Genomic DNA, 12,501 nt, shown 5'->3' on the forward strand with positions numbered 1-12,501 from the left:
AATAGCACAGTTTCAGCACTAAAAAACTTGAAATAGCACGAATTAAAGTTTTAGCACGATTTTTTTACGATATTTTACAAGTTTCTAATGTTACTTCATAATTATCTGAAGAAATAACTTTATATGTTTTCTTCATTATTAAATGAATATTTCCATACATATAAATTCTACTTTTTATGTTTAGATCTATTTCATTTGGATTATAATTAAACTTGATTTTATAGGTATCTGAATTTATTCGAATTGAAATCCATTCTTTCCAATTCTCTATATAATTATTAGGGTAAATAACATCTTCATTTTTATAGCATAATGGAATTGTCTTTCCTTCAAATCCTTTATAGAAAAGTAATCTTAAATTAGAATAATCATCATCGTTCGAATAAGCTGTTTTTAAATTCCTCCAGACCAGAAATGGAAGAATTTTTAAATTTGAAGAAATTGTATTTTCTGCATATAAATCAATTCCAATTTTAGTTTCTGAAGAATCGATATAAATTTCTCCAGTTTGAGGATCTAAACTTTTGAGCGCATAACTCTGATTTTGATTAAAAGTTATTTCTGGATTTAATTTTTCGAATTTTGACAAATCTATAATTTCTGAATTCTTCACTTCATTTATTATTTTATTCATCACTACCCTATTCCCTATCACTTTATAATCATAGTTCAGGTGATTTTTTAAGGAATAAAATATTTCTCCAATTGTTAGATCTGGAAGCATTGTTGCAAAATCAATCCATTTTAATTTCTTGATTAATTTTATTTCATCGTTTTCAATTTCTTCATCTATGTATAAAGTTGCTTGAACAGTTTTTCCTGGAACAAGTGCATATGTTTTAATTTCTAAAACAGTTTCTTCATTTAAAACAGATGAATCAATCAATTCATCAAAAAAATATTCTGTGATATTATCAGTTGCATAAATTGTTTTTACTTCAATTTCATATTGTAAATCAAAACCATACAGTAACGAAATTCGACAAATTGTTGCTCCAAAATTTGCAGAAAACTTTCCTTTTAATCTGTAAATTCCTTTGATTGTAATTGGCACAGATTTTTTAAATATTTTATAATCTGTATCTGTATTCTCAAAATCTGATAAGTGATCAATATTCACTTGAAAATTTGTTATTCCATCCGATGTCGTAAAAAACGGTTTACAATCAATTAAAGCAGTTTTCAGATTTAGATCTTGTAGTATTTCTCCATCTAAAATATAACCTTCAGCTTCAAAACTTTTTTTCAGAACATACAGCAAATATGGAAAAGGCTGCATGATATTCCTATTAAAAATTTCTCCATTACTTTCTGTATTTGTTGACCAATTTCCATTTGAATAACATTCGTTTATAAATCCTCCAAAATGCTTAAATGAAACTCCTTCCATTTGTTTTCGGATCATTGGAAAATTATAATTTACTTCTGGATAATTCTTTTCCTTAGTATTATTTGCTTCAATATGAATATCTCCTACAGAAATAATTCCATAATCAACTGTTTTAATTCTTCTGGAAAACGGTTTAAATTCTTCTTTGTCAAATTCAATTACAGCAGAAATATTTTTCTGTGCTTTCTTTAAAATTAAAGATGCTTTGTAAATTGAATTAGCAACATATAATTGTCCTGGATAAATTGAATTTTTATTTGAAACATTTGAATCATCAATAAATCCTAATTCCTGGATTAAATCATCTGAAAAATCAATCGGAAATGGAAATGAATATGTTGTATAAAAACTATCGCTAAACCAACTATTTTCTTCTTTAAATGTTGGTTTATATTTTGCAAGATCAATGTAAATTGATTCGTTTTTAAATATCATAACATTTAAAGTTTTATAAATTCTAAATTGTAAGAATAGATTTGATTTAATGTATCATCATGCTTTATTTTCTTTGTAATACATAAAACTTGATAGTAATATTCCTCTCCAACAATCCAACATTTTTCGCTTTCAATGATAGATTCTACAATTTCTAATTCTTGTTCTAAAATAAGTCCAGTATTTAATTTTATTTTTCCTTCTTCAGTAAAACTATTTTGAATTGATCTTTCAAAATTTCTAGCAACTTTCTGTTTAAAAATTGTCTTTTTAAAAGATTTTGAATGTTGCCAAGTTCCAGTAAATTGGAAATTTTCAACGATGTTATTTTTGTTTAAAAAAAATAGATCAACAAATTCTAAATCTTCCGATATTAGAATTCTTCTCAAAAGTCTATTATCATTTTTAGTATAAAAATTAATTCTATCATTTACCTGAAAATTGGAAGTTTCATATTGCATTTTTTGAATTATATAATCTTCTGATTGTATCAATTCAATTTCATCTATCAACTCATTATTTTTATATACTTCAACAAAATCTTGTTCAGTTATTTTTGATGCTACTGTAATATCTATTTGAGAATTTTTCTGGACTTTTTGAATAGATCCAACTAAAGTATTTAAGGATCTAATATTTTTATGCGTTTGAGAAACTCCTATCTCTGATTTATGAAAATTTAATTCCTGGATCAATCCACCTTCATTTATAATTTCTTCAGTAAATAAATATTTTTCTTTTACTGAAATTTCTACTTTAGAAACATCTGCATATTTTTTAAAAACATTTGGATTATAATAAGCTATTTCATTATTAGAAATTAGCTTATGAATTCTTTCTGCAATATCAATTTTTCCTTGACCTTGAAACATTGGAAGTTTTAAAGGAATATTAAATTCTTTTTCTGGAGTAATACATTTTAAATCAATTTCTGCAAATGTATTATTGTGATCTGTGTTGAATAATAATAAAACTTCTTGCCTAGTTGGATTTAAGGAATCTGGATTAAAATTGTTTATTCCCCAGGATAAAAAATCCGAAATTGTTGCAATTACTTGAATTGTTTGTTCCTCTCCATTGACTAAAAAAACAATATGCCCAATATGTTCTCCAGCTTCTAATGTTTCAAATTCAATTGAAATTGAAAAAACATTTTGTGAAGTTTCTTCAACATTAATCCAACCATGGTTTGAAATTAATTCAATATTTGTTTGTAATGGAATACTTAAAACTTTTGGATTTGAATTTCCTGATCTTTTAATTTCGTTGAAAACTAATTGTTCTGGAAGCTCAAAATAATCTCCAATTTGGTTATAAACATTTAATACAATATCAATTGTTTGATTGAATTCTGAATCTTCTTGAGCTGTGTTTGGCTCAATTAAATATTTCATTACATAAATTCCTTCAGTAATTCCATACAAAGAATTTACAGGAAAGGAGATTTTACAAAATCCCTCATTTGTATGAGTCAAATTCACTGCAATTTGTGAACCAGATAAATATGAAGAAACCCAATCTAAAACCGGAGTAGTATTGTGAATTTGCGGTTCTGGTAAAACAGTTGGATTCGCTAAATTATAATTAAATGTATAAGTCATAATTATCTGATTTTGGCATTTTCTCGGATTTGATTATTTTCCTTTTGAAGTGTAGAAATATCTTCTGCTGTTTGATTGTCAAAAATTGCCGTTGCCCGAATTGGTGATTCCAATTGAGTTGAAACTTTTTCAAATAGTTCAAATACTTTCTCCATCATTTCTAAATTTTGAGTATCTCTTTCTGGAGAGATATTTTGTATAATTTGAGAATCATATTTCCCAGATTCAAACCCTCTTACTCTTGATGCAGTTGCATAAATTTCATTAATAACATTTGGATCTAACTGTTTTAAAGTTGGCGTATCAATAACGATTTCTGGACCATTTTCACCAACTAAATATTGTTGATCTGCAACAAATGTTGGTTCAGTTACTAATCCTGTTTGTGTTTTTTGCTGAACTCCAGCGTTGAAAACTTTTCCATCTTTTCGAGTGAAATTATATTTTCCATTTTCAAAACCTTTAACAGTTTGTCCAGCAATAGTTGCTAAAGAAGCAAACATTCTAATCTTAGAAAGTAAGCTTAAAGAAGATGCTATTTTAGGACCCCCAGGAACAAGTGCATATGCAGCATAATAACCTGCTTGTTCTTTTTTCTGATTAAATATTACTTCAGCAGCAGCAACTAATTGTTGTGCTAGAAATAAAGCTTTATATTCTCCAGTTCCTTCTTTTACAAAAGTTTTTAAAGCTGAAATTCCTTGTTTCAATGAAGAAATTCTAGCATTTTTTAAAGCTTCTTCTCCAGCTGTTAGTTTCTTTTTAAAATCAACTTCTTTTTTTAATAAAACTGCTTTGTCTTTATCTCCTTTTTTTTCTCGATACAACTGCCATTTATCAATTACAGCCTGTTTTTCTTTTTCTTTTAAATCTTCTAATCTTGCAAGTAATTCAGCATCGTTATGAGCTTTTTCCTCTAGTTTAGCATATTTAGTTTCTAATTCCGTTAATTCTTTTTCTTCATCAGCTAATTTGTTTTGAGAATCAATTTCCTCTTGTATTTCTTTTAATCTTCTATTTTTATAAATAAGCCAATCTTCCAAAGATTTTATTTCCTCAGCTCTTTTTTCTTCTTTATAAGCTTCCTCTTCTTCTTTGTTTTTAGATTCTTTATATTCAATATTATTTTCTAGTCCTGGAATAGCATCTTTAACTTGTTTTCTTTCATCAGCAACCTTTTTTTCCCATTTAATTATAGCTTTTCGAAGTTCTTCTAGTGATTTTAATTTTTCTTTTTTTGCTTTCTCCAAATCTGCTTTTCTTTTTGCAGCAGCTTCCATTTCTTTTGCTTTTTTATAAGCAATTTCTTTTTCTGTACGATCGATTAATAATTTTAATTTTTCATCAGATAGCTTTTTAAAATCTTGAAGGTTTAATTCATTTGCACGCTTTTCAAGTTTTACTCTCTTCTTTTTATTTTCTCTTTCTTCTTCAGTAATGATTCCAAGATTCTTTTTTAATCTTTTATATTCTTCATTTATCTTCTTCCCTTCTTCTTTAGATTGTTTAGATACATCTTTAAAAGATTTTAGATTTTGTAAAGCACCTTGAATTTCTTTTTTTGTCCATTTAAATCCGCCAATATTTTTCTTATCTATTTCTTTAAAAATATTCTTTGCAGATTCTTCCAAATTTCCAAAATCAACTTTTGCTTCTAGCTTATAATCAACTTTAGCAGCTTGTAATAATGAAAACAATCTTTCTTGTTCATTAGCTAAAGCTCCTAATACTTTTGCTTGTTCTTCTGCATTTTTTTGAGATTCTTCTGATTTCTTTTGTAATACAATTCTTTTAATATATTGATCATTTATTTTATCCAGGACTTTTTCTAATTCTTCACTGGATGCATTTTCTAAATCAATATTTTTAACTAAATCTGGATATTTTTGATTTAGTTCTTTTATGATACTAAGCTTTTCATTTTCTTTTAAATTCGTAGAAGTAAGCTTTCCAAATAACTTATTTAATTCAATTTGTTGTATTCTCAATTCATCGCTTAAACTTTTTTCATTCAAAACTAAATCTGCCAAATCACGTTTCATTGTATTATAAGCAATCATCAATTTTGATGTATTTCCAGTAAGTTGGTTGAAAACAGCATTTAATTTTTCATTTGCTTCAACTTCCAATCGTTTTGCTCTTGTTGCTTTATCAACAACTTTTGTAGTTTCTTTTGCTGCAAGATTAAATTTGTGAAGATTTGAAATATACTTAATTGCTGAATCTTCTCCAGCAGATCCAAAAATATTTGCAACCGCATCGGCTACAACTTTTGATTGTGGTGGAAGCGTACTTAATTTTTTAGAAACTTGTTGCATGATTTCAAAAGTAGTTTTACTTCCATCTTGCAAAGATTTCTGAACTGTTTTAGAGGAAATTCCAATAGCATTTAAAGCTTCAGCAGTTGCTTTTGGCATTCCACGCAAACGAATACTTGCTTCTTTGATTGAATCAATTCCTTTATCAGAATAGATTCCTTCTTTAATTTCTTGCGTCATTAAAGTAATCATCTGATCTGCTTTTAAACCAGATTCATCTAAAAGTGTTGGATATTCTTTTAATTTATCCAGGAACTCTTCATTTGCATTTGCTCCAGATTCAAAACCTTCTTGCATAAGCTCTAAAGCTTCTGTCATTTCTATTCCTGTTCCTTTTGAAAAGTTTTGAGCAGCAATCAACATTTCTTTTGTTTCTTCTTGGTAAACAGCAGACATTGATTTTATTTTTATTGCAGCTTTATCAAGTGCAGCACCTTCTAAATTGCTAATTTGTTTTAGCGTTTTCTTTAGCTTATCAAGTTCTTTAACCTGATTAAAAACTTCTGTTGAAAATGCTACTATAGTTCCAATTGCAAAAGCTCCTTTTATTGTTTCTTTAAAATCATCTAGTTTAGAATTTAAAGATTCAATTGTTTTTCCTGCTCTTTTTGATTTATTCCTGGTTAAATCTAATTGTCCGTTTACAGCAGCTAATTGCTTTTCGTACTTCTTCCATTCTGCCGAATTTGGAATTGCACCCGCTAAATCTTTTTTAAGTCTTCTGTGCTTTGCAGCTAATTGTCCAGTTGTCAAAGCTGCAAGACCTAATTCATTCTCTAGCTTAACAATTTCAACTTTATTAGACTTTATTGCTTTATTATTAATTCGAAGTTCTTGAGATAATTTTTTATAAACTTCTGATTCCTTTTTTCCAGCATCACTTAGTTTCTTTTTCTCCAATCGAAGTATTTTGTTTTTCTCTGCAAGATCTCTATTTGCTTTAGAAAGTTCTCCAAGTTTTTTTTGTCCAGCGTTTGCGTTTACAACAACTTCAAAACGCAATTCTTCATCCTTTATACGTTTTGCCATAATTTAGATTTGAAAAGTTTGTGAAAGATTTGCTTTTATTTCATCGGTAAAACCATATTTTAGGTTTTTGAAAATATCATTGTAAGCAAGCAAAAGTGGTCTATTGTGAATAGGAACATTGATTGCTTTTCTTCCTTGCAATCTTTTCATATCGACAAAACGCTCAACTAAAAGATGTCTGTAAGTTAATTTGTAGGAATTTGTAGAAATGTTTCTACTGGATAGAATTTCTCTTTTTTGTGGAAAATCCGAAATTGACGCAGCTCTATTTTGACGTTGCACAATTTCGGATTTCTGATCTGATAAGGTTTTTTGGATAAACCTTCTTTCAAGAATACTTTTATTTCTGTCTTTTAACTTGCTCATAGGAGCAAATTAGTATAGTAGTAGTTTGGAGAAAAGGACAGCGTTATTCATTTTAATTTTCGAATAAATGCGAATAAAAAATACTTCCTTTTTGAGTTATATTAAATTGTAATGTAAATGAAATACTATTTTCAGTATTAATACTAACTGAAATAAATATTAACCCTAAACTATATAAATGCATTATATCATCAATATCTCCTTCACTAAAGCTATAGTTTCCATTTCTTATACCTTCCAATAAATTTAACTGCCTTTTATCATATTTAATTTGTTTTAAATCCTGACTAAAAATTTGATTTAAATCAATTTTATTATCTAATTTTTCTATTAATTCAGTTACATTAAAATTTAAGTTTGAAACAGCATTATTAGAACTATTTAGAATTTTAGTATAAGTTTCTAATTTTTGCTTCTTTCCAGAATTCTCTTTAAATTCATTCTCATACAATTTCAAAGTTTCTTGATTTTTATCATAAAGAGATTTATATTTTTCATCTAATTCATTAATTTTCTTTTCCAATTGTGATTTTTCTTCACTTAATCTTTTAATATCATCAGTTCCTGCTTTTGCTGCTTCTTTTCTATATGTTTCCTTTGCTAAGTCAGCTTCTTTTGATTCCACCTTAATTTTATGGTCATACTTATTATCAACTCTTTCTTCTTTTGTTTTTTTAGTTTTCTTTTCAAACCAATTCATGAATTTTGGAAAAAGAAAATTATAAAAAAACACCATTAAAATGGGAATCAATATATTTATCCACCAAACATTCATTATTTTTTCAAAGTTTATAATTTTTTTATCTATTGTATCAGTTGAAAAAAACAAATAATAGAATGCTTTCCAATTCAATAAAATAAATGAAATAACAAATGAATTAAATAATGGATTTGTTATTTTTTCTTTAAATGGTGCTATAAGTAAATTTAAAACCTCTTTTCCAGCTTCTTTCATAGAATCTATATTTTAATTTTCACAAACCAAATCTAAAAAAAATCCATATTCTAATAAAGAAAGAGTGATGAAATAAAATATTTAAAAAAAGTAAGAGAATAATTCATAGCTTTACACCATCTTTTTTAAAGATTTTAAATTAAAATCAAACTCCATCCACTGCTTACACTCGGATGGAGTTTTTATTTTTAGATATTATCTTATAAAATATCACTGAATTTATTTTCATCTGAATCCTGAGAATTCCAAGATTGATTAATTTTATCAATTAATGTGGAACATTCTAATGGAGATAATTCTAATATTTTCTGAAGTAAATTATCTCGATCAATTCCTTTTTTAGATACTTTCTGATGTAAAATATCTTCATCAAAAATTTCATTCATAATAAAATTTACATTTGAAGAATTTCTAGGATTACAATGCCCAATATTTAAACAATCTGAAATCACTTCTAATTCTTCTTTACTGAATTTTCCTTTTAATCCAATTTCGGCTCTTTTTCTCAAAATTTGAAGCTCTTCAAATGAAGCTTTCATTTCTTTTAAAAATTCTACTGGATTTTCTCCTTCTGGTAAAATTTCTTTTACCTGAAAATAATAGAAATCGATTAGTTCTCCAGCAGCTTTCGATTTATTTCCGAAATCTTCTGTTAAGACTTTAATTATATCATCATCTTTTCTAACGCTAATGTTCTCTTGTGCCATTTTTATATTTTAAAAATAATTTTTTTATTATAATATCTTTCAAACTTGTCTGCATAGTCTTGAATATTAATTAATCCAAAATCAATTTGTTTTACATTATTGAAAGATTCTGTACTTATCCTTTTTAAAAGTTTAAAACCTAAACTTTTTTCTTCTTCTTCCTCTTCACTTTCATCAAAATCAATAGAATCCATAAAATCTTCAAAGGAATTATATTCATTATCTATGCTTCTTAAATTTAGGAAACCAAATTCTAGTAGTGTTAAAGTTTGTTCTGGTTTGAACGAAATGTTCTTACAAATTGATTTAACAGTAGGATAAATCAATTTAGAAAACTCTTTTCTTGTGTTCTCAAATATTTTATTAGTCTTTGCTTGCTTATAAGTAAACAAAAAATCTTCATGAAATATTGGAATTTGATTTTTATCTATTTTTTCACAACTCCAAGTACTATCTTCACAATTGTAAATTGCCCATAACACTGATTTATGAGGATAACCTTTTGATGCAAAATAATCTGCTACTTTATAGTTTAAAGCTCTTTTAAATGAATCTAAACTAAAATACTCTTCTCCACATATTTCTGAAAAGTTATCAATTTCATCATCCATTTGAAGCCAAACAGCTCCATAATATGAATAATATAAATCCAAATCATTATCTGAAGGATGAAAAACACCTCCATATATGTATTCATTTGGATTGTTTTTATAATAGTTTAGTAATATTTCTTTTCTGTTTTGAATATCTTTTAAAGTAATCATTGCATTTAATTTTAGAAGTTAAAAAACACCACCAATTTTTAGTGGTGTTGATTGAAGTTTTTTCTTAATAAGCAGGATCAACTTCTTCTCCTAAAAATTCATCTATTGAAATGTTGAAATTCGATTCAATAAACTCAACTACTTCATCAACTAATTTTGTTAATTTCCCAGCTTGATGATTAGCAAAATCTTCTTCATCTTCAAAATCAAATACAGTTTTTTCAAATTCTTCATTTTCTTTATCTGTCAAATATTGATGTATTGAGTTGTCTGTACCATAAATATCTTCTTTTAAATATTCAGCAATATTACCTTCCTCATTATGAGATTTGATATAAGAAGCATTGTCTTTTGCTATTTGATTAATTAATTGTTTAATGCTTGATTTCATCTTTATTAAATTTTTTAAATTAAAAATTGAGTTTCTTTTTGGCTTCACTCTTCTTCCGTTTTGCTTACATAACAAATCTAAAATATAATTTTGATTCTTGCAAACATTTTGCAAACATTTTGCAAACCATATTTATTTTTATTTAAAAAATTCAACTATATCATTACTCTAAAACAAAAAAATCCCCCACTCCAATAAAGAAGTGAGGGAGAATTTTTATATTTTTCTAAGAATCAACTTCTTCTTCTAATAAACTTTCTATTTTTAATTTTATTTTGGATACTACAATTTGAATATCATTATCATAATCAAATACATTTAAACATTTATAAATATTTTCTTTATAATTATTTATTGATTCTCTATCATTCTCAGAAAAAGTTTCTTTAAAGTTTTCATTTAAAAAATTTAATGAGTCATTTAATCCTTTTAAATAATAATCTTTATTAAAATCATCTTCTTTTAATTTCTCATATTCAAAATAATTATATAAAAATTGTAATTCAAAATTAAATCTCCCTATATAATCATCATTTTTTACACACATATCAATGGCTATTACAGATATATAAGACTTTTGTTCAAAATCAGATATAATCATTTCCCTTTTCTCTTCATGTATTTTTTCTATTTCAGAATTAATTTCTTTCTTTTCACTAGCAAAATCATCTTTAATTTCCTCTCTAAGTTTTTCAAAATTTTCTTTTTCTTCTTTTAATAATTTTTCAAGTTTCTTTTTTTCTATTATAAAATGTCGCCAACTTAATAAACCAGCAATCGCTAATATAATTCCAATAATTATTGAATAAATATTAGATAGTCCTGATAGAATGTCACTAAAAAAAGATTCTTTAGACATATGAACATCAACCTTATTCTCAATAGAATGAAACTTCTCTGTTAAAGATTTAATCTCATTTTCCAACTTTTCGTTTTTAGATTTTTCTGCTTCTAAATCTTTGTTTAGTTGTTCTATTTTATATTCGACGACAGATTTATCCTCTCCACCATCCTTCTGAAAAGCATTTACATTTAAAGAAATAAGGAATAAAAAAAGTAGTATTTTTTTCATAGTGTGTGTTTTAAAATTTTTGTAAACCAAATCTACCAAAAATCCCCCACTCCAATAAAGAAGTGAGGGAGAAATAAAATGCTTGGTCGCAAATTTTTAAATCACGATTTAGAAAGAAGTTCTTCCTTCTTCCCTTTCCAATATACCAGCCAATTTTTTCGATTTTCAATAACTGATTCTTTTGAATTGCTATTTACAGCTTCATCAATTTTCTTTTCATATTTACGAATCATATTATCAATATAAGATTCATTTACATGTTTGATTTCTCCAGTTGGCAATTTGTGTTCTACGGTATGAAGATCTTTTAAATCGGTTTTGGTTTCTCTGATAATTTTGGTTTCTATTTTTTGGTTTTCTTTTGGTTTTGGTTTTTGGTCTATCGCCTGTCTGGACACGGTTTGTTGTGGTTTTGGAAAATGGTTTTCTTTTGGTTTTGATTGGTCTGAAAGAACACTATTTTTAAAATCTTTGTTCCGTTTGTTGGACGCTTCAAAACCAATTTTATTATTGGTCGAATATGGTGTTTCAAGCGAACTTTCTATCTTCTGAAAATTCTGTGTTTCGATAATTTGTTTTTGATTTTCTACTGGAGTAGGAGTATAAAATTCTGAATATTGTTTTCCTGTTTCGATATCAAAACGCACTCGATAATGAATGCAAAGGAAAAAGAAAAATTGCGCTCCGATAGAAACCAAACCTAAATTTGTTCCTTTTCTATAAGCTTCTTTGTTATAGTTCTGCATTGCTTCTTCATGCTTTTTGGTAGCTGAAGAAATCAATTGTTCGTTTTTCTTTTCGGCTAAATTTATTTTATCCAACATTTCCGATTGTAAAGCAATTTTCTGATTCAAAAGATTGTTATACGTTTCTGCATATTTATCATTTAACTTTCCTTTATAACTTCTTTTTTTGAAATATTCTTTTGCATCCAAATCGGCAGTTTGAATTTGCGATTGATATCGGTTTTCTAGTTCTGAAATATTTATCAGTTTTGGATCTTGTGTTACTGGAGGATTTCCGACAACTTCAACAATATTAAAACTTCCTGAAAAACTTGCAAAAACACTGATTGTTGTAAGAACCAAAATCCAAATACTATCTAATACAATTCTTTTGTATTTAAATCCATATTTAATAATATCTTTCATGATTTCTGGAGCATATTTTTGTTGATACAACTCTTTGCAGATTGAAAAAATAAGTGTAAAAACTGTGCTTATAATTTCAGAATAGGGAAGTTTATACAAAAAACCATACATGAAAAAATAGATTGCTGAAAACTCTGTAATAATCGAAATTATTTGACTTCCCCAAGAAGCATATTTTGCCATTTGCTTTTTGAAAAAGTTTCGTTCTTCATAGGTTTTTGGGCGTAAACTTTCATAAATACGTTCGTATTCTTTTGACTGCTCAAACTGATTTCGCTTTTCATCAAAAACATCTTCATTGGATAATATAAATTTTCCCATG

The 12,501-nt window shown here is 26.7% G+C and carries 10 protein-coding genes; all 10 read right to left on the bottom strand.

The genetic code is table 11. From position 1 onward, the window contains the following. Nucleotides 1–64 precede the first annotated feature (64 nt). The gene (locus I1A51_RS00180; RefSeq protein ID WP_196890355.1) at nucleotides 65–1,825 is read right to left on the bottom strand and encodes a hypothetical protein; all 1,761 of its coding nucleotides are present in this window, start codon (nucleotides 1,823–1,825) and stop codon (nucleotides 65–67) included. A gap of 5 nt (nucleotides 1,826–1,830) precedes the next feature. Next, entirely contained in the window at nucleotides 1,831–3,426 is a 1,596-nt protein-coding gene (locus I1A51_RS00185) for a hypothetical protein (RefSeq protein WP_196890356.1), read from the bottom strand. A 2-nt stretch (nucleotides 3,427–3,428) separates the two neighbouring features. Next, complete coding sequence (locus I1A51_RS00190) at nucleotides 3,429–6,773, bottom strand: phage tail tape measure protein (RefSeq protein WP_196890357.1); 3,345 nt, start codon at nucleotides 6,771–6,773, stop codon at nucleotides 3,429–3,431. Nucleotides 6,774–6,776: 3 nt separating this feature from the next. Continuing rightward, nucleotides 6,777–7,139, bottom strand: a complete 363-nt coding sequence (locus tag I1A51_RS00195) for a hypothetical protein (protein WP_196890358.1) — start codon at nucleotides 7,137–7,139, stop codon at nucleotides 6,777–6,779. Nucleotides 7,140–7,191: 52 nt separating this feature from the next. After that, on the bottom strand, nucleotides 7,192–8,094 hold the full coding sequence (locus I1A51_RS00200; RefSeq protein WP_196890359.1) for a hypothetical protein: 903 nt from the start codon (nucleotides 8,092–8,094) through the stop codon (nucleotides 7,192–7,194). Between the two features lie 200 nt (nucleotides 8,095–8,294). Then, nucleotides 8,295–8,801, bottom strand: coding sequence for a hypothetical protein (locus tag I1A51_RS00205; protein ID WP_196890360.1), 507 nt, complete (start codon nucleotides 8,799–8,801; stop codon nucleotides 8,295–8,297). Between the two features lie 2 nt (nucleotides 8,802–8,803). Further along, on the bottom strand, nucleotides 8,804–9,565 hold the full coding sequence (locus I1A51_RS00210; RefSeq protein WP_196890361.1) for a hypothetical protein: 762 nt from the start codon (nucleotides 9,563–9,565) through the stop codon (nucleotides 8,804–8,806). 64 nt (nucleotides 9,566–9,629) lie between these two features. Next, nucleotides 9,630–9,956, bottom strand: coding sequence for a hypothetical protein (locus I1A51_RS00215; protein WP_196890362.1), 327 nt, complete (start codon nucleotides 9,954–9,956; stop codon nucleotides 9,630–9,632). A 226-nt stretch (nucleotides 9,957–10,182) separates the two neighbouring features. After that, nucleotides 10,183–11,028, bottom strand: a complete 846-nt coding sequence (locus I1A51_RS00220) for a hypothetical protein (protein ID WP_196890363.1) — start codon at nucleotides 11,026–11,028, stop codon at nucleotides 10,183–10,185. 101 nt (nucleotides 11,029–11,129) lie between these two features. Beyond that, nucleotides 11,130–12,500: a hypothetical protein gene (locus tag I1A51_RS00225; protein ID WP_196890364.1), complete on the bottom strand. Its 1,371-nt coding sequence runs from the start codon at nucleotides 12,498–12,500 to the stop codon at nucleotides 11,130–11,132. Between the last annotated feature and the right edge of the window lies 1 nt (nucleotide 12,501).

Source organism: Aureivirga marina (genome assembly GCF_015767265.1).
GTDB lineage: Bacteria > Bacteroidota > Bacteroidia > Flavobacteriales > Flavobacteriaceae > Aureivirga > Aureivirga marina.

Coding starts and splice junctions, on each gene's coding strand:
- I1A51_RS00180 (WP_196890355.1), bottom strand. CDS start 1,825: ATGATATTTAAAAACGAATCAATTTACATTGATCTTGCAAAATATAAA.
- I1A51_RS00185 (WP_196890356.1), bottom strand. CDS start 3,426: ATGACTTATACATTTAATTATAATTTAGCGAATCCAACTGTTTTACCA.
- I1A51_RS00190 (WP_196890357.1), bottom strand. CDS start 6,773: ATGGCAAAACGTATAAAGGATGAAGAATTGCGTTTTGAAGTTGTTGTA.
- I1A51_RS00195 (WP_196890358.1), bottom strand. CDS start 7,139: ATGAGCAAGTTAAAAGACAGAAATAAAAGTATTCTTGAAAGAAGGTTT.
- I1A51_RS00200 (WP_196890359.1), bottom strand. CDS start 8,094: ATGAAAGAAGCTGGAAAAGAGGTTTTAAATTTACTTATAGCACCATTT.
- I1A51_RS00205 (WP_196890360.1), bottom strand. CDS start 8,801: ATGGCACAAGAGAACATTAGCGTTAGAAAAGATGATGATATAATTAAA.
- I1A51_RS00210 (WP_196890361.1), bottom strand. CDS start 9,565: ATGATTACTTTAAAAGATATTCAAAACAGAAAAGAAATATTACTAAAC.
- I1A51_RS00215 (WP_196890362.1), bottom strand. CDS start 9,956: ATGAAATCAAGCATTAAACAATTAATTAATCAAATAGCAAAAGACAAT.
- I1A51_RS00220 (WP_196890363.1), bottom strand. CDS start 11,028: ATGAAAAAAATACTACTTTTTTTATTCCTTATTTCTTTAAATGTAAAT.
- I1A51_RS00225 (WP_196890364.1), bottom strand. CDS start 12,500: ATGGGAAAATTTATATTATCCAATGAAGATGTTTTTGATGAAAAGCGA.